Source organism: Leptospira chreensis (genome assembly GCF_016919165.1).
Lineage (GTDB): Bacteria > Spirochaetota > Leptospiria > Leptospirales > Leptospiraceae > Leptospira_A > Leptospira_A chreensis.
Genome location: NZ_JAFFPS010000056.1, coordinates 1 through 17,409 on the forward strand (window position 1 = coordinate 1; position 17,409 = coordinate 17,409).

16 protein-coding genes are annotated in these 17,409 nt (G+C 40.4%); 11 read left to right on the forward strand and 5 right to left on the reverse strand.

Going from position 1 to position 17,409, the window contains the following annotated elements; translation table 11 throughout:
• Both JWG41_RS14990 and JWG41_RS14995 read left to right on the forward strand, forming a co-directional pair.
• The coding region (locus JWG41_RS14990; protein ID WP_205270742.1) for a transketolase C-terminal domain-containing protein at positions 1-1,306 on the forward strand (1,306 nt) is incomplete at its 5' end.
• A 60-nt stretch (positions 1,307-1,366) separates the two neighbouring features.
• Positions 1,367-1,852 carry a tetratricopeptide repeat protein gene (locus JWG41_RS14995; protein ID WP_205270743.1) on the forward strand — a complete coding sequence of 162 codons (486 nt, stop codon included), beginning with the start codon at positions 1,367-1,369 and terminating at the stop codon, positions 1,850-1,852.
• Here the strand turns inward: JWG41_RS14995 and JWG41_RS15000 are convergent.
• Both JWG41_RS15000 and JWG41_RS15005 read right to left on the reverse strand, forming a co-directional pair.
• A complete protein-coding gene (locus tag JWG41_RS15000; protein ID WP_205270744.1) occupies positions 1,849-2,340 on the reverse strand; it encodes a hypothetical protein in 492 nt (163 codons plus the stop codon). The two genes, JWG41_RS14995 and JWG41_RS15000, sit on opposite strands and share 4 nt — an antisense overlap.
• A gap of 6 nt (positions 2,341-2,346) precedes the next feature.
• Positions 2,347-2,751, reverse strand: coding sequence for a hypothetical protein (locus JWG41_RS15005; protein WP_205270745.1), 405 nt, complete (start codon positions 2,749-2,751; stop codon positions 2,347-2,349).
• A gap of 83 nt (positions 2,752-2,834) precedes the next feature.
• Here JWG41_RS15005 and JWG41_RS15010 point away from each other — a divergent pair, with 83 nt between their 5' ends.
• Positions 2,835-3,521: a hypothetical protein gene (locus tag JWG41_RS15010; RefSeq protein WP_205270746.1), complete on the forward strand. Its 687-nt coding sequence runs from the start codon at positions 2,835-2,837 to the stop codon at positions 3,519-3,521.
• A 1-nt stretch (position 3,522) separates the two neighbouring features.
• Here the strand turns inward: JWG41_RS15010 and JWG41_RS15015 are convergent, their stop codons facing one another.
• Positions 3,523-4,425 carry an NAD(P)/FAD-dependent oxidoreductase gene (locus tag JWG41_RS15015; protein WP_205270747.1) on the reverse strand — a complete coding sequence of 301 codons (903 nt, stop codon included), beginning with the start codon at positions 4,423-4,425 and terminating at the stop codon, positions 3,523-3,525.
• 38 nt (positions 4,426-4,463) lie between these two features.
• Positions 4,464-7,001: a cyclic nucleotide-binding domain-containing protein gene (locus JWG41_RS15020; RefSeq protein ID WP_205270748.1), complete on the reverse strand. Its 2,538-nt coding sequence runs from the start codon at positions 6,999-7,001 to the stop codon at positions 4,464-4,466.
• Positions 7,002-7,088: 87 nt separating this feature from the next.
• On the opposite strand from JWG41_RS15020, the gene aroA reads away from it, so the two are divergent.
• The 4 genes from aroA to JWG41_RS15040 all read left to right on the forward strand — a co-directional run bounded on the left by aroA (position 7,089) and on the right by JWG41_RS15040 (position 11,889).
• Entirely contained in the window at positions 7,089-8,375 is a 1,287-nt protein-coding gene (gene aroA, locus JWG41_RS15025) for a 3-phosphoshikimate 1-carboxyvinyltransferase (protein ID WP_205270749.1), read from the forward strand.
• A gap of 125 nt (positions 8,376-8,500) precedes the next feature.
• Positions 8,501-9,619 carry a helix-turn-helix domain-containing protein gene (locus tag JWG41_RS15030; RefSeq protein ID WP_205270750.1) on the forward strand — a complete coding sequence of 373 codons (1,119 nt, stop codon included), beginning with the start codon at positions 8,501-8,503 and terminating at the stop codon, positions 9,617-9,619.
• Positions 9,620-9,754: 135 nt separating this feature from the next.
• On the forward strand, positions 9,755-10,180 hold the full coding sequence (locus JWG41_RS15035; protein ID WP_205270751.1) for a hypothetical protein: 426 nt from the start codon (positions 9,755-9,757) through the stop codon (positions 10,178-10,180).
• 110 nt (positions 10,181-10,290) lie between these two features.
• On the forward strand, positions 10,291-11,889 hold the full coding sequence (locus JWG41_RS15040) for a hypothetical protein (RefSeq protein WP_205270752.1): 1,599 nt from the start codon (positions 10,291-10,293) through the stop codon (positions 11,887-11,889).
• Here the strand turns inward: JWG41_RS15040 and JWG41_RS15045 are convergent.
• Complete coding sequence (locus tag JWG41_RS15045; protein ID WP_205270753.1) at positions 11,870-13,402, reverse strand: histidine kinase dimerization/phosphoacceptor domain -containing protein; 1,533 nt, start codon at positions 13,400-13,402, stop codon at positions 11,870-11,872. The genes JWG41_RS15040 and JWG41_RS15045 overlap by 20 nt on opposite strands.
• 143 nt (positions 13,403-13,545) lie before the next feature.
• Here JWG41_RS15045 and cmk point away from each other — a divergent pair, with 143 nt between their 5' ends.
• Genes cmk through hisG form a run of 4 tightly spaced genes read left to right on the forward strand, consistent with a single transcriptional unit; the run spans position 13,546 to position 17,391 of the window.
• Positions 13,546-14,298 carry a (d)CMP kinase gene (gene cmk, locus JWG41_RS15050; protein WP_205270754.1) on the forward strand — a complete coding sequence of 251 codons (753 nt, stop codon included), beginning with the start codon at positions 13,546-13,548 and terminating at the stop codon, positions 14,296-14,298.
• Between the two features lie 20 nt (positions 14,299-14,318).
• Complete coding sequence (locus JWG41_RS15055; protein WP_205270755.1) at positions 14,319-16,022, forward strand: 30S ribosomal protein S1; 1,704 nt, start codon at positions 14,319-14,321, stop codon at positions 16,020-16,022.
• Positions 16,023-16,026: 4 nt separating this feature from the next.
• Complete coding sequence (locus JWG41_RS15060; RefSeq protein ID WP_205270756.1) at positions 16,027-16,773, forward strand: tetratricopeptide repeat protein; 747 nt, start codon at positions 16,027-16,029, stop codon at positions 16,771-16,773.
• Positions 16,774-16,776: 3 nt separating this feature from the next.
• Positions 16,777-17,391: an ATP phosphoribosyltransferase gene (gene hisG, locus JWG41_RS15065; protein WP_205270757.1), complete on the forward strand. Its 615-nt coding sequence runs from the start codon at positions 16,777-16,779 to the stop codon at positions 17,389-17,391.
• Positions 17,392-17,409 lie beyond the last annotated feature (18 nt).

Genomic DNA, 17,409 nt, shown 5'->3' on the forward strand with positions numbered 1-17,409 from the left:
CATCTCTTCACAAATCTATAACAAAGGTAAAACGGCGTTTTATGGATTTTTAAAATGGATTCCACTCATTGGGCCCGCATTACAAGCGCTTGCTCATAATATGGAAACTTCTTTTAAACATTTTATGATGCGTCCCGGTGGACTTTTTGAGGATCTGGGATTTACTTACTTCGGGCCCATTGATGGACACGATGTGAACCGCGTGGTTCATATGTTACAAAATCTTTCTAAAATCCAAGGCCCCATCCTTCTACATGTATTAACACAAAAAGGAAAAGGTTACAAACCAGCAGAAGCCGATCCCATCAAATACCATGGTGTGACACCGTTTAACAAAGAATCGGGGAAAATGGCTTCTTCAGATTCCAATAAAATCAGCCTTTCTAAAATTGTGGGAAAAACTCTCACAGATCTTACAGACAAAGACAAACGAATTGCTGTCATCACTCCTGCGATGATTGAAGGTTCGGGACTCCGCGAATACCAAGAAGCATACCCGGCTCATACTTTTGATGTAGGAATTGCCGAACAACATTCCGTCGCTTTTGCCGGTGCCATGACCAGTGGAGGAGCCATTCCTTATATGTGCATCTACTCTACATTTCTCACAAGGGCCATGGACCAACTGGTAGAAGATGTATCTCTTATGAATTTACCAGTTCGGTTTGTGATCGATCGAGCAGGGATTGTGGGTCCTGACGGGGAAACCCACCAAGGTCTTTCGGATCTTGGGTATTTGGCGGGACTTCCCAATATGGATATCATTGTTCCCAGTTCCGCGCAAGACATCATTGATAGCCTTCACTTTATGAAGGATTATACGGATCATCCCATAGCAATTCGTTTCCCAAAAGATAACGGCGACTTACGTGAGTTAAAGTTTGATTCGCCACTTCCAGTCACCAAGGCAAAAGGGAAACTTGTGAGGGAAGGGGAAGATTTACTCATTTTATCAGTTGGGTTTATGTTACCGATTGCAAAAGCAGTGGCAGAGATTTTGAAACCAAAAGGGATCTCTGTTTCTGTTGTGGATCTATTTTGGTTACGCCCTTATGATACGGAACTTGTTCATGGACAGATTCAAAAGAACAAACGGTTTTTGATTTTGGATGAAAGTTATATCCATGCCGGAGCCTCCGGTTTTCTTTTGAATGAAATTCCTTCCGAACTTTTGGGTAAATTCTTAAAAACTTTTGCTTTACCTCCAGAGCCCATCCACCATGGGGAAAGGAATCAGATTTTGGATCATTACCGACTGACCGCTTCGCAAATCGCAGAAGAACTGATTTTGTCTTTGAAAAAATAAAAAGTTTTACGGAGATTTTTTAAGTCATCCGAAAATGAAAGAAAACAGGCGAGTATCTCATTGTCTTCTAGTTCTTTCCAACTTTCATTAGATTTAGCAAAAGACCATTTTAAGTTCGGTGATTTAGACCGAGCGGAATTTCAACTTCGTTCCAGTTTAGAATTGGAAGAATCCGAAGAAGCCTATTTTTATCTGGGTTTGGTTCAAAATGCCCTCGGCCAATGGACGGATGCCCTTGCTTCCTACTATAAAGCGGTGAGCCTAAACCACGAATATGGCAATCCATGTAATGAAATTGGTGTGTTGTTACTACGTATGGGTAACGATAAAGAAGCCGTGTATTGGCTTAAAAAATCCATTCGCTGCGAACGTAACGATGCCCCTCATATCTCTTATTTTAATTTAGCAACGCTTTACAAATTGTGGAATCGTCCAGAAAGGTCCTTACAATACCTTCACAAAGCTTTGACTTTAAAAAAAGATTTTTCTGAAGCCAATGACCTTTGGCGGGAATTAAAAGCAGACGAAGAAGCTCCTTCGAATTAAGTATAATCTTTGGGGAGAGGAACTAAAATCTCCCCAGTATACTTAGGAACTTCCATTTTCACTCCCTCCCATTCCAAATAGGTGATCCCACCTTCTTCTTCTAAATGATCAGAAAGTTCTTTGGCTGCATTCCAAGTGAATCTGTATTTGATTCTTTCCTCTACCGCTCGCAGGCCAAGTAATCCACCATCCTCTGTTTCATAAATTTCAAATTCACCAAATGGATAATTCCTTCCATCATCAGTAAAAAATACCATAGTGTTCTCTGATAGTTCTACGTGGAGGACATGGCAGGGACATCCATCAATACGAAGGTATCCGTGTTCAGAGAGTTCACCGAATTTATTTTCTATATAAACTCCCTTTTCATTACCGTGCAGATTGTTCCGAAAATACTGTAGAATTTCTTCTTTGTCGATTTTGTTTTCTCGAAAGATCCACTCATCGGCGGGAGATATATAAATTTCTGAGTCAAAGATTCGTGCCATACAATTTTATTTGTACCTATAAGCATAACCCTTCCAATAAGGAAGGTTTGATTTTTGTAAGTAAGAATTAGTAGAACGCCCTTTTTGGTCCATCGTTTCCACAGTCACCGAATCTACGGAAGTTTGGTTTTTTTCTGTCATCCAAACTCCATCAATTTTTCTACGGAACAAATCTTTTTTGACACGTGGTTCATAATCATCCCAAGTGAGATCTTCTGTATTTCGAATCACAACTTCGCCAACAATTTTAAATAGGCGTTTGGGGCGTTCACGGAGGACTTCTACTTCCTCCCAGGATTTCACCTTATAACGGGAATCATTTGGTCTGTAGTCAGGTTCGGGGATAAAATCTACTGTAGAACAACGAATTACAAGTAGGAGTAGGGGAAATATGTAAAAATTAAACCTCATTCTATTCCTTAGACAAAAATATGCTATACATTGGTAGAATTGCCATAGGATAAGCAATACAAAGATTTAGGCACCAAGCTTTCATGGAAGAAACAGACATCGGGAAACGCAAACGGGAAAATGTACTTAAGATTGGTTACTCAACCTTGGATGAAATCGAGGAAAAAGTAAAGGCCTTTCGAGTCATGAACCAAAATGCCGTGAAAAAACGGTATCTGATCACGCGAGACCCCATCTTAGACCCGCAAGGGAAGGTTCTCCTCGCCAAAGCCCAGGAAATCGACGTATCGGCTGCTAAACTCCTTAGACGCCATTTTAAAGGTGCGGATATGTTTAAGGTTTTCCAACCAGACGAGGGCCTTGTCATCATTTCTGATATGTCCACAATGGAAGGTGTTTCCTTTTCCATGGATATTGTGACCCAGATCATGAACTTGGGTGGGGGAGCTTACGAAGGATTCATCGACCGTGTGGATAGTTTCGAAGACTTCATCGTTCTCCTGAAAAAAAACCTATTCCCCCGAATGGTCATCGTGGGTTATTTGCCAAAAGAAAAAATCCAAAACGAAATCATCAATTTTGTAAAAGTAAAACGATTGGACAACTACCTTCGCACTTTGGAGTTAACCCATACTGTTTTCAAACCCACTGCTTATTTTCCCAAAATCAAACAGGTAAATATCTCCCAAGAAGACCCCAAATCCTGGGGTCGTTTTGTTGTGGAGATCGTTCGCGAATACACAAGACCTTACTTCGTCGAAGAAGTTTAATTTACGATAAAATCATGGCACGGTTGAGTTTCGCACCGGCCATATTTCCTGAATGAACGGCATGGGCCACAGATCGAAACATAGAAGCCATGTCACCCACAGCATAAACATTAGATACACTGGTTTCAAAAAATGGTGTCACATCGATGTGACCGCTCGGTAATATTTTACAGCCTAATTCTACCGGTAACTTAGAATGTTGAACGATCGGCATTTTGGAATATAATGTTTGGAGTGGAATTTCTTTTCCAGAATTCAATAGTAACTTTAAGATTTTACCTTCTTTGTGGAAGAGCTCTTTCACTTCCTCAGTTATCACTTCGATCCCTTCATTTTTAATTTTGATTTCTTCCTCGCGGGAAAATTGGATTGGGCCATTGGTGAATATAGTAATTTCTTTTGACCAATGTTTTAGAAATTTAGCATGTTCGAATACGCCTTCTTCATTCATCCAAAGACCAGTTTGATTTCCTACAAATTCATACCCATGACAATAGGGACAATGGATGACGGTTTTTCCCCAGGACTCGGTAAAACCGGGAATCTCAGGTAGGATGTCTTTGACACCCGTTGCAAAAATAATTTGATTCGATTGGATATCAGTAAATCCAGTCCCTTGGATCAGGTACCCGGATTCCTTCTTTTGTATCGATGTCGCTTCACCTAACTGAAGTTTAAAGGTCTTATACTCATTTAAATCGGCTAGTGCCTTTGCACGTATTTCACTAGGGGTTTTTCCGTCGTGTGTGATAAAGTTATGCGATGCGGGAGTGTTTGCGTTACAAGGTTTTTCAGAATCAATCACAATGACATTTCGCAGAGAACGAACGAGAGATAAGGCAGCAGAGAGTCCTGCATAACTTCCTCCAATGATAGTGACATCGGCTTTTTGAACGGGTTCCATAGATGCAATTATGTTGCATCTATGGAAATTGGCAAGAATTAAACTTCGTAAAAAGTTAAATTCTCATAGAGTTCTTTGGGAAGGTTTCCGCTGGCATCCATATACTTTTTGTATTTGTTTTCGAATTCTTTGTGTTGGCGGGTGCGAACGTTTTTGAATCGGTTGTGGAGTTCGGAATAAGCCGGTTGTGAACTCACCTTTTCGCGAATGTTTTTATGGAACGGAATGTGGCGATAGAATATGGAACGAACCACACGGTTGACCCTCTGTACACCTTCTGCTTCATACCGAATCCACATGGAATAATCGTAGGCAAACTTATCGCGGTCTGTACGGAATCGTTTGAATTCGGAGGAAATTTTTTCTTTGAGTTCTGGAGAAAGGTCCTTACTCTTTTTGAAGAATTGCACATAATCTGTGTAATCTGCCGTAATGGAAGGAATCCCTACGTTGTTCCAATCCGGACCAAGTGTATTTTTACAAAGTTCCCAACGGAATGCGGCAATAGCTTCCAACATAAAGGTTTTTAGATCCCCAGTGACAAAGTGAGGGATACAAATCCGACCTCTAGATTCCTTAGAGCCTGCTCCTCGGAATATCGAAAGGTCTTGCCACATCATGATTTTTGGACCGATGGATGGCACAAGGATGAAGTCTGGAATGATGGATCTTTGGACAAATTCACTTTTGATTCCGATCTCTTCATTGCGGTAGATGACTTCTCGGTTGAAGGCCGTATAGTCTACGCCTAGAATGTACTGCAGGGCTTTTTCCACATCATCTTTGGAAACAAAACATTTTTCTAGAGGGATGGTGATATGGTATTTGGTGAGGATGGGAAAATGGCTCGCAATGTTTCCTGACGTCAAACGCACGTTTGGCTCATACATAGAGGAAATTTCGGAACCAAGCCTTGCGTCTCCCGTATCATAATCTGGTGGGATGTCTTTTTCTGATTTAATTCCCGAATCTTTCAGATCCATTTTTAATTTTTCAAAAAATGTTTGTCCCAGTTCATCTACAGATGTAGGGGTTTCTCGCGAGTAAATCTTTTCAAGCCAATCGGTTCCATAATGGATGGGAGCACTTGGGTTTCCCCCACCTTGGTACAACCTGCTTACGAGTTCTACAATATGGCCCTCGTCGAGGAGACTTTCGTCAAAATATCCATAACGTAACATGAGTTCCACGGCCTTGGGTGCTTGTTTGCCCGACTGCAACCACTTAGTGAAGGATTTTTTGTATACTTCCCAATAGGTTTTTGCAATGGTCCTTCTGATTTTGCGATTGTCTGGTTCTGGATCCAAAGGGTTTTTAAAGGATTTGAGTTTTACCATCAGGGTGGAAAACTCTTTTACGGAATCAGGATCTGCTTGTGAGTAGTTTAGAATTTGACTTGCCGAATTCAAAAGTTCTACTTTCAGAGCTTTGGTATCGATTCCCGCACGGATGGTTTCACTTCCTTGTGCAGCCATTTCATCTTTATTTTTTTGAGCCGAAAGTTCGTGTCCGTATTTCGCTGTGAGTTCTGTTTGTTTGGTTTCTAGTTTGTCTAAACTATTCCCAACAGCAGAAAAAGAAGAACCAAAAATTTGTTTGTATTCATCTAGTAAGGATTTGGATTTTTTAAGAGCCCATTCGGTGATCGGCAACAAAACGGTAGAAGGAATGGTAGAATAACCTGTATTGAATAAATCCAAAGTTAGATTGAATTTTTCAACCAGTGCATTTTCGCCCACAAACATACTATTCATCATCTCTGATAGGTCATATGTTTCTTTACTTAGTAATTCGAATAATTCGCGATATGTTTTCACATAACTTTCTGCAGCACTTTGTAATAGAGTAGGGTCGGCTTCAAATAAGGCCTGTGAAATTTTTGGATTCACAGTTAGTATTTTTCTGATGAAATGAAATTCAGCATCATTCCATTCTACGGCTTCGCTATAATTACGTTCGAAAAATTCACCATGGTCTTCTTCTAAAAAATTTACAGTGGGTTTGTCAGGAAGCATCCCTCCATGTTCTTGGAACCCGGCCAAATTGTTTCGGATGAGTTTCATGACTGGATCAATGATATTTTCATCACGAGTGATAAGGCCTCCCGGACTTACATCAGAAAATATGGATGGGTTTAAGATATAATACACAGCACCCAGGTTGTCCATGGTCTGTTCGAATTTTGCGGCTAGACCTTTGATCGAAAGAACTCGTTTGTAGAGTTCGCCGATTTCTTTGAGTAGGGTTCGCACTGCCATCACTCCCACAGAGACTTTGGATGTGAGTGTTTTTTTGGCATTGGGTTGGTTCATCACATAAGTGGATACAACACAAGATGTTTTGGCACGAATGGTATAGGGGTAAGGTGTTCCTTCTAAGAGAGCAAAGATACCTGGAGTGAGGTTTGCCCCTTCTAAACTATAGAGAACTATGCTTGTATCTCCGAGAGTGGTTTCGACTCGTACTGATCCTTCATGTAGGATGTTCATAGAGGTCGAGGCTTTGCCTCCGATGAAAAGGACTTCACCTGGATTGACTGGGATCTTTTGGTTATTTTTACTGGTATCTAGAGGCATTTGGTTGTTCGTTTGTGAAACCCTGGTTTCCGTCAAAACCTACTAAAGAAGCACCAAATTGCAAAATACTTTTTAGAAAAATACAACATGTTGAAGCCCCAAATCAAATTAAGTGCTAAAAAAGAAATTTATGTCCCTGGAGATAAGTCCATCTCGCATAGGTCGGTACTCTTTAGTGCACTCTCCCAAGGAAAATCGGAAATTCATGGATTTTTAGAAGGAGAAGATCCCCTTCATACCTTAAATTGTTTTGAAAGCTTAGGGCTTTCGGTAGAACCCATTGGCAAAGGAAGTTATTCTGTCTTAAGTCCTGGGAAAAATAACTTAAAATCTCCTGCTCGGGTTTTGGATTTTGGAAATGCAGGCACAGGAATCCGACTCTCTGCCGGACTTCTCACCGGACTTCCCGGGATCACGGCCACTCTTACCGGGGATGCCTCCCTTTGCAAACGACCCATGGCAAGGATTATGAACCCACTTCGGGATATGGGAGCAGACATTGTTTCCGTGGAAGGAAATGACCGCGCCCCGCTTCGTGTCACCGGAAAACAACTAAAGAGTTATTCTTATACAAGTCCCATTGCTTCCGCCCAAATCAAAAGTGCTCTTGTACTCGCGGCATTGGCTTCGGAGATTTCCATCGAATACAAAGAATCAGAAGTCTCACGTGATCATACGGAAAATATGATTCGGTTTTTGGGTGGGAATATCGAGCACCATTCTTCGGTCCACTTTTCTGTAAAACCACCGTATCATTTTACGGGTGCCAAGTTTGTCATCCCAGGTGATATTTCGAGTGCAGCATTTTATATAGTCTTTGGTCTTTGTGCGGGGGGGAGTGAACCACTTCTTATCCGCAACATTGGTCTCAATCCTTCTCGGGTAGGAATATTAACCGTTTTAAAAAATATGGGTGGTCGGATTGAAGTGACCACCAAACGCCAGGAATGTGGGGAAGAAATAGGGGATTTACTCGTTTATCCTTCTAAATTAAAAAGATCGGTCATTACAGAAGATCTCATTCCGTCTATTATTGATGAAATTCCTATCTTAACCATTGCCGGTCTCTTTTCGGAAGGGGGATTTCAAATCTCTCACGCGGAAGAACTACGTGCCAAGGAATCGGATCGCATCCAGTCCATGGTTTCCAATTTGGAAAGACTCGGTGTCACTGTAAACGAATCGAAAGATGGATACGAGTTTGGAGAAGTGGGCGAGATTAAGTCCTGTGCCATTGAAACTTTTATGGACCATAGGATCGCCATGAGTTTTGCGATTCTTTCTAAACTTTCAAACGTAGAACTTTCGTTTGATGATACAAGTTGGGTGGACACAAGTTTTCCTGGATTTTTTGAAATCCTAAAATCGTTTTAAAAAAGAGAACCAAACGATTTTAGGATGGGAATCGAATGGGATCAATGGCGTTTCAAGGATTCCTCCGTTTATGTCCATTGGATCGGAAATAATATTGTCTTTCGTAAGGAGAATGAGTGGTAACTATGTTTTCTGCTTTCCAAAATTACAATGCGTTCTTCCAATTCTTTCTTTTGTTTTCGTCTTTACTTGGATTTCTTTATGCGATTGGAGAATTCTTTAGTTATCACAAAAATAGAAAACAAATCCTACTCGGAATTATATTTTTAGGAACTAGTTTTCTACTCTTTAACTTTTATCTCATTTCCTCAGGGGAAATTAAGAGTTTGTATTATTTGTATCTGACAGACTTACCCATCGTAGCTTGTCTGGGTGTTTTCTTAGATGAATACTTTCTTACGGTTTTAGAAGGAAAATTTCGTTCCTTTCGCCGGTTATCTTACCGCCTCGTTCCTTTATCTATCCTTTTTGTATCCATACTGGTTTGGAATTTTTGGAACAAAGATTACTATTTGGAAACCTCCGACCATTCCCATTCTTTTCAAGATAGGCCGCTCTTTCTTGTTTTGCCTACCATTTTGATTTATATTTGGTGTATGTTACGCATCTTCCGAAGGATCTCTAAACAGATCCGTTTCCGTACTTTGCGAAAAAATCCCACACTCAAGATTGGAATTTTGGTTGTGGGTTTTTGTTTGGCACTTTCTCTTCATGGACTCAAAACCTTAGTCTCTGGGGGACAAACTTCTCACCAACTCTCCGGTGTTGCCATTGGGCTTTTTTTATGTTTTTTATATGTGCTTAGGCAAACCTATCCCGATTTCTTTTTGGAAGTTCGTAAAATCGTAGAAGAGGAAAAAAAAGAAAGGGTCTCTCAAATTTCCAAACTGGATCATGACCTTCTACGCAAACAATTACAAGATTTGTTTGAAAATGAAAAAATATACCGAGAAGAGAAACTCAGCCTTCGTGAACTTTCGGAACGAATGAGTTTGAGTTCCCACCAACTTTCCGAATTTTTAAATTCCGAAATCAAACTGAGTTTCTACCAATATACAAATTTCTATCGCGTGAAGGAAGCTAAGGAAAAAATCGAAAAAGAACCGGAAAGATCCCTTCTTGCGATCGCCTATGATGTCGGTTTTGGATCCAAATCCACCTTCAACGAAGCCTTTAAAAAAGAAACGGGAACCACACCAAGAGAATATAGAGAAAAAATTCTCAAAAAACATCCGGTTCGATAAATCCGGTCGTAGTTTTCATTCCAATCCGATCGAATCAGACGATTCGGAATCTTTTTCGTAGTAGGATGGATTCAAGTTTGAGAGGGAATTCAAAAAAATCCCACTTAAAACAAATTTGATTCCAAGGACTATCCAATGAAAAAGAAAATCACAATCCTACTAGTATTGGCGTTTGCATCGCAAACTGTATTTGCAGCTCCCGCTTCTTCCATGACTGTAAGAGAAGCAGCAAGAGTTTTAGTAAAAAACGGTATGACAACAAAAGAAGCGAATGAGTATTTAAAAGCTCATATCACTCCAGCCGAATTTACAAGAATCAGTAGAGAAATCAAAAATGCAGAATTTGCAGGGACTCTTGACCAAGATATGGATAAAATTGTTTCTTCCATTCAGTTAAAACAATCCACAGGAAACTACCTACACGGAACCAACTTCCAAGTATTCGAAAACGTACTCGCTTCTGTGACTGTGGTTGCCGTTGTGGGAATTCTCATCCATACAGGTGGACTCGGTAATGTTGTTAGCGGTGGAATGTATGATTCTGTAGGGGTTGGATTCTAATCCTATCCACATCTCATAACAAATTTTACGGTCTTGTTTTTTCATTCACTAAGTTAGTGAAAAACAAGACCTCTTTTTTAAAAAATAAAATCAATAGAGTATCTAAATCAATGAAGAATCAACAAGGCAACAAAGGTAATTGCATACGAAAAATCTTAAGTATGGTTTTTGTTTTTACTTTGATTTCAGGTTTCGGCCTCACTGCCGAAGTAAAAAAAACAAATCAAGTTTTGGATTGGGATGAAACGGAGAAACGTTTCCTTCACAAGGACATCAGATTAGAAGAGATGGGCCTGAAGTCAGAAACCAATTATGTTTTAGAAAATTTTTTGATTTTTTCTGGATTGGAAGAATCACCCATCTCCCTCCAAAAAGTAGAAGGAAATCTAAGATACCTGACTTTAGGATACCACTTACGTAAAATCGAATCCAAATGGAAAGAGATCGCCATCGCTTCTGGGTCCAAAGAGAAGATAACAGAATTCCATCCTAAAGTCGTTGTTCGTTTGGACCAACCTTACGCCTATTCGCCGACAAATTATTTTGATTCCAAAGTTCCGCTTAAAAATACCGCTCTCACCATTCCTCCTTCAGAGGTGAAAGGAAGTTGGGATTCTGAGTTATGGTTTGCTCCCAAATGGGATTTTCCTATTTTTAGTAGATTTGCTTTTGAAAGGATCATTGATACTGCCTCATGTCCCGATGCCATTTATCATGAGTATACCCATTTGATTACGGGAAAGTATCTCGGAAATAATGCCATTGGTCGTTCCCTTGCAGAAGGAATTTCTGATTATTACGCAGCTTCTTTATTAAACCATCCAGAATTATACACTCATAAAACTTGCGAAGCAGTCAAACGCCAACTGATTGTTTCTTCCTTTCGTTTGGACAAAAAGATTGGTTCTTATGACGCGTCTATTGAATCCGATTTTAAAAAGGACTTTGTTTTCATTCCTTCCTTACTTTGGCAGTATAGACAAACTGTAGGAGCAGAACTTGCGGACGTGACCATCTTCCAAGCAATCACAAAGACAAACGCAGGGGATCGTTTTTTTCCAGAGTTTACGAATGCTCTTTCTACTTCTCTTTATGCGGAACTTAAAAAAAGAAATGGAGAGGGACGAGCTTTAGAGATGGTAAAAAAGATAGAAGATGAGGTTTGGATTCCGCATGGAGTTTATTCTAAGTTTAGCCAAAATCAAACAGTCTTTTCTATCTTGCCAAAAACACTGGTTAGTGTTCCCAATTCCGATGAAAAGTCTGGTGAATTCTGTGACCTTCAGAATGAATTGGAATTTTTTTGGAAGGAAGTGAGCGCAGAAGAACCTATCCTTCGATTTTATTGGAATTGTAACCAAGTCAAACTTCCTCTTTTGATCCAGATGGATGAGTCTAGTCCCAAAAATTATTTGTTACTGCCACAGCTTCGTTTCCTCAGCGGAAAACTAAAGTTTGCAAGCCTAAACGCAGAAAAACCAAATCCCAAACTATCCAAAGAGGAACAAATTTTATATCTAAAAATGTACAATCACATTAAGGAGAATTACTTTTACAGACGGACTATGGAAAAAGAAGTGCGTTTGTATTTAGATAGGGGAAGCGATGTGAATCAGATCCAAAACATTCGATTGGAATTTGCTTATCTTGGTAATTCTAAAAAAAGATTTAGATATGGTTTTCCCATTTCTAACGAGACCCATTTTTAATCGGAAAAACGATATGAAATTCGGCTCCGGCATCTCCATGAAACATGAGTTTGCCGGAAATTTGTTTTACGAGCATACTCACTAAGGTAAGTCCAAAACCCAGGGATTCTGGGGTTGTTATTTTGGAATCAAAACCGCTTCCATTGTCTTTGATGAGTAAGTGAACCTCTTCTCCCTCGTTCCAACCTTTTATTTGGATTTCCATTTCCCGGGATGGTACTTTTGCATATTTCAAACTATTGGTCAGTAGTTCATTAGTGATGATCCCAATCGCTTGAAGTTTTTCTGCGGAGAGGTAAGTGTTCGTAATTTCTGTATTTAGTTTTACTGGATAGGGAAAAAGAGAAATGATTTCCTGGATAAGAGGTAATAAGTATTCATCTAACCGTAGTTCATGGAAGGCCTTTCCCGAATACAATTTGTCGTAGAGAAGGGACATGGTTTTGATGCGACTAGTGGCATCATTTAAAGCATTGGTGAGTCTTTCATCTTCTTGTGATCTAGCTTGAAGGTCTAGGAGGTTAAATAAGATTGTCATATTGTTTTTGACCCGATGGTGCACCTCCCTCAAAATCATTTCCTTTTCGGAAAGCAGTGATTTCACTTTGTCTTCTGCAATTTTTCTTTCTGTTACGTCATGTACAATTACAAAGAGTAGGTGGCGATGATTCGCCTCTATGGGAGTGGAATAAACTTCTACTTGTTTGACGACCCCATTTGCCAATTTATGTGGGTACAAAAAATAGTTTTTTTCTTCTGCGATCGCTTGCATTCTCTCCTTTCTGATTTGTTCACTTGGCAAAGTATTGATTTCATCAATTTTCATTTTGGTTAGAATTTCATGAGGGTAACCATAATATACTACGGCTGCTTGGTTGGCGTTGATGATGTCTCCAAAATTTGGTTCAAGGATGAGCATCACTGATGAATTCTTTTCAAAAAATTCGCGGAACCTTCGTTCGCTTTCATTGAGTTTTGCAGTTACAATTGATTTTTCAATGGCAATGCTGACAAGATCTGCCGTCTCGGAAATGATAAAGATATCGAACTCGTTAGGACTTGTGATTTCTTTATGGTAAATTGCAAAAGTTCCGATGGTCTCGTTTGTATGGGACTGAATTGGTTCCGACCAACAAGATAAAAGTCCTGCTAGGAGAGCTTTCTCTTTATAGTTTTTCCAAAGAGGACTGGTTTTGATATCTTCTACAACAACTCGTTTGCCGGTATAAGCTGCCGTGCCACAAGAACCAACTTCGGGTCCAATGGTCACTCCCTCAATGGCATCATTATAAATTTTGGGAAGAGAGGGGGCAGCACCCATTTTGATTTTAGAATTTTCAATAAGCACCACGGTGCAAATCATAGTGGGGTTTAAAGTCTCGATCCCCTTTACAATTTCGTGTAAGATTTCGCTTAAGGTAGAATTTTTGACAATGCGTTCTAAAATCCCACTTCGGAAACATTCGAAGTCGGCAATTCGTTCTGGATCCAGATTGCGATTTCTAAGTTTCACCGATACCCCGCTTGAATTCTAGAATCGTATCCGGCAAAAAGTCGATGTCAAGGTAAAATCGTTTACCACCAGTTAGCCTCATTTTTGTATAAGAATTCCTCTGGACGAAATCAAAATAGGTTCTAGCTTTAGATCATAATCTTATGAGTACGCTGCATATAGAAAACGTCATCGCCATCGATGGGCCTGCTGGCTCTGGAAAAAGTACACTCGCACGAATGATTGCCCATAAAATCGGGTTTCTCTACTTAGATTCAGGAGCTTTTTACCGGGGACTAACTCTTGCTATATGGGAGAAATTTTTGGAAACCAAAGAAGATGATTCCAAATTCCCCTTTTATACCGAAAAATTAGCGGATGCCACTCTTTTGGAAAGAGACGTAGCAGAGTTTGGGTTTTCTGTCGCAAAAATTCCCGTACACTGTGAACTTTCGGCTACTGGGGAAAATTTAATTTTCCTAGGTGAAAGAGACATAAGTCATGAAATCCGAGATCCAGAGATCACAAAAAAAATTCGTTACATTGCGCCGCGTCGGGCCTTTCGAGAAATCCTCAACCACCACATCCGGGAGTTCGCCAAAACCCATAAACTGGTGATGGATGGTCGTGATATTGGGACAGAGGTCTTTCCCCGTTCAAAATTTAAATTTTTTTTGACCGCTTCTGTGGAAGTGAGGGCCAAACGCCGATACGATGAATTAGTTGCAAAAGGCTTTAAAGCCGACCTAAAACACATTCAGGAAGAGATTGAGGCCCGGGATGAAAGCGACACCAGCCGTACTGTGGCTCCCCTGAAGCAGGCTTCGGACGCAATCCTGATTGACACGAGCACCCTCGACACGGAAACTGTCCTAAATACTATCCTGTCCAAGGTTTCATCCTCTGGGCAAATCTAAGTTTTGTATCCCGGTAACCATTGAATTCAACCAACCCATCCTCCCCCAAAAATGAGACCACTTCTTCCTTCGGCGAATTATTAGAGAAGTGGGAATCGCAGTCACAAGCACAAGAACAAGAAAACTCCGCAGGAAAAGGTACCCTCATTGAAGGGACTGTAGTCGATGTCATCGGTGACACTGTTTTCCTCGGTATCGGAGAGAAATTGGAAGCTCGTGTTTCTCGTGAAGACTTCTCAGAAACGCCAAAACGCGGTGAGAAAGTCAGTGCGATCATTAAAAAGCGGGTCGACGGATACTGTGTCCTCTCCAAAAAAGAAGCGGACCAAAGAGTTGGTTGGGAAACCATTAAAGACGCAAGTCAAAACGGATACCCACTTTCCGGTAAAATTGTCGGAGAAGTAAAAAACAAAGGATACCTTGTAGAAAGCGAAGGCATCCAACTTTTCCTTCCTGCCTCACACGTAGGAGTACGATTCAAAGAATCCACAGAAGGTGGAAAAGAGTTTTCATTCAAAATCATTGAACTCAACGAAAAAACGAGAACCGGTGTGGTCTCTCGCAAAACCCTCCTCGACGAAATCAACGGCGAGAAGTGGGAAGAACTCCTCGGCAAAGTTAAAGTCGGTGACAAAGTCAACGGAAAAGTGGTGAAGATCGCAAACTTCGGTGTTTTCCTTTCTGTTTACGATGTAGTCGGTCTTCTTCGCCAAAACGATATTTCTTATAAAAAATTCGCTCCTTTCAAACAATATTTCAACATCGGGGCCGAAGTCGAAGTGATTGTTTTGGAAGTTGATAAAGAGAATAACAAACTTTCTCTTGGAATCAAACAACTCTATGAAGATCCATGGATTTGGGCTAAAAAAGAACTAGAGAAAGGAATGGTGGTACGAGGAATCGTAACTTCACTCACTAACTTTGGATCTTTCGTAGAACTCAAAGAAGGATTGGAAGGACTGATTCATACAACAGAACTTTCTTGGGCAAAAAAACCACCACATCCAAAAGATGTTTTGAAAAAAGGCCAAGAAGTAGATTCAGAAATTTTGGATATTGATTTCGAAGCAAGACGTTTGTCTCTCGGACTCAAACAATTACTCCCTAACCCATGGGAAGCTCTCTCTGCTAACGTTCGTGCCGGAAACGTGCTCGAAGGTAAAATTACTGGAATCACTAAATACGGTGCTTTCGTAGAAGTAGAAAGTGGAATCGAAGGACTCATTCACATCTCCGACATCACTTGGGATGAAAAAGAAAAGAACCCTTTAAACCTTTTGAAAAAAGGCCAATCGGTTCAGTACAAAATTCTCGATGTGAACTTAGATGCACAACGTATTAGTTGTGGACTCAAACAACTTTCAGAACACCCATACGAAGCTCTTCGCAAAAAATACCCACCGGGTACTCTTGTGGAAGGTCGTGTGAAATCCATCGTTAGTTTTGGTGTCTTCGTTGAAGTAGAACCAGGTTACGAAGGTTTGGTTCACATTTCTGAAATTCCAGATGGTCGCAACATTAAGTTAGAAGATCTTTACAAAGTGGGTGATTCGGTTCGCACAGTAGTTGTAAAAATTGAACCTAACAATAAGAAGATTTCTCTCTCTATCAAAGACTTTGATAAAGCAGTAGAACGTGAAGAGATGGCTAAATACATGAAAGAAGATAACCAACCTTCTCGTGAATCCATCGGTTCTTTTATGAATTTAAACCAAAACCGATAGGTCCATGGATAAGTTTCATAAAAAAAACCCAATCGAACAAAAGAAACAAGCAGAACTCATCCAAAAGGATGAGTTCGCTGATTTTGAAGGTTCCAAAGCAGAACTCGCTTTTTTAAAGTTCACACATTTTTTATCGCGGAATCGTAAGTCTGTATTTATCAGCCTTGCCTCCGCTATTGTTGTGTTAGCTGTGATTATAGGATTTTTTGAATACCGAGCGTACCTTTTTGAAAAAGAAACAGTAACACTTGAGGATTTAAAACTCACCCACCAAAAATCAAAAGTGGGACTTGAGGCACAAATCCAAAGTTTGGAAGCCTTCCTACAAAACCAAAGTACCGGTAAAATGGAACTTCGTGTTTGGAAAGATCTTTCGAAACTTTATGCAGAAAAAGGGGAATTCGGTAAAGCTGCCGGCTACTTAGAAGACGCTGCTAAAAAAATCGATACTCCTAAAGAAATCAAAGCTCTATATTTTTACCTTGCTGGCAATTACCGGGAACGGGAAAAAAATAACGCCAAGTCTTTGGAAAATTATAAAATTGCTGCTGCTGTCATTGAACCATCCAGAGAACTGAATGGATTCAAAGCTTGGTCTTACTACCAAGCAGGCCGATTGTCTTACCTTAGCGGGGATAAGGCGGGAGCAAAACAGTATTTGGAAAAAGCAGTGAAACTAGACGGTGCGGAATCACAAGAAGACGTGAAACTCCTTTCTAGTTATTTACTCCTCAAACTCGGGAAAAACTAACCTATGTTGACTTTGGCTCTTCCGAAAGGTAGGCTTGCCGAAGAAACTGCAATTCTTTTGCAATCCAAAGGATGGCTAAACTCTCTGCCATCCGAGGGTTCGAAAGAACTCACCTTTGTCTCTGAAGACAAACGCCTCCGCCTTTTATTTGTCAGATCCCAAGATGTTTGCACTTATGTGGAAGAAGCCGCGGCTGATGCTGGCATTGTGGGTTGGGACATCCTCAGAGAAGGGGGATTTGATCTCATCGCTCCTGTAGATTTGAAGCTGGGGGCTTGTCGGCTCTCTCTTGCCTCTTTTCCCGACTTTGATCTCTTTGCCAAACGTTCCAAAGTGCGAGTGGCCACCAAATATCCGAACCTAACCCGGGAGTATTTTTTCTCCAAAGGGATCTCTTGCGAAATCATAAAACTCTACGGCTCGATTGAACTTGCTCCCATTGTGGGCCTTTCTGACTGCATTGTGGACTTAGTTTCTACTGGTGGAACCTTAAAAGCCAACGGACTGAAGGAATTTGAGTCCATTTTATACAGTACAGCCCGTTTGGTATGCAATCGCTCTGCTTTTTATCATAAACATAGCGAATTACGGTCTCTTATCGAGAGCCTAGAAAATTAAAATATTGTTTTCACATTC